The sequence below is a fragment of the Neisseria sp. P0021.S007 genome (assembly GCF_051956855.1).
On record NZ_JBQCXA010001517.1, the window covers coordinates 1 to 468 of the forward strand.

At 49.1% G+C, this 468-nt stretch carries 1 protein-coding gene; it reads right to left on the reverse strand.

All coding sequences use genetic code 11. The annotated features are described in order from the left end of the window. Window positions 1–468 (reverse strand): JAB domain-containing protein (locus ACTHUR_RS20030; RefSeq protein WP_440400545.1); only part of this gene is annotated, 468 nt, incomplete at both ends.

Below are 468 nucleotides of genomic sequence, written 5' to 3' on the forward strand. Positions count from 1 at the left end.
CTGTAAACTGCACATCAGATTCAGACGGCCTTGCCGAACCGCCCGGATGATTGTGTGCCAAAATCAAACTGTCGGCATATTCATCCAATGCCAATTTAACGATTTCACGGATATAAACCGTATTTTCCGCCACCGTACCGCGCGACAATTCCCGTACCGCAATCAATTGATTTTGACGGTTAAGCAGCAAAGCAACGCTGACCTCAATTTTTTCATGTCCAAGATGCAGGCGCAGATAATCCGCAACCGATTTCGGGTTTGACAGAACAATCTGCTCCTGCAAATCTTCACCCAAAATCCGCCGCCCGATTTCTTTGACCACTGCAAACTGAGTATAGCTCGCCAAGCCCATGCCCTTATAAGCAGCGAGTGTTTTGGCATCCGCACTCATCAGCGTCCCCAAGCTGCCAAACTCACTCAACAAATAACGCGCCAAATCAACCGCGCTTATACCTCGCGTTCCGACAC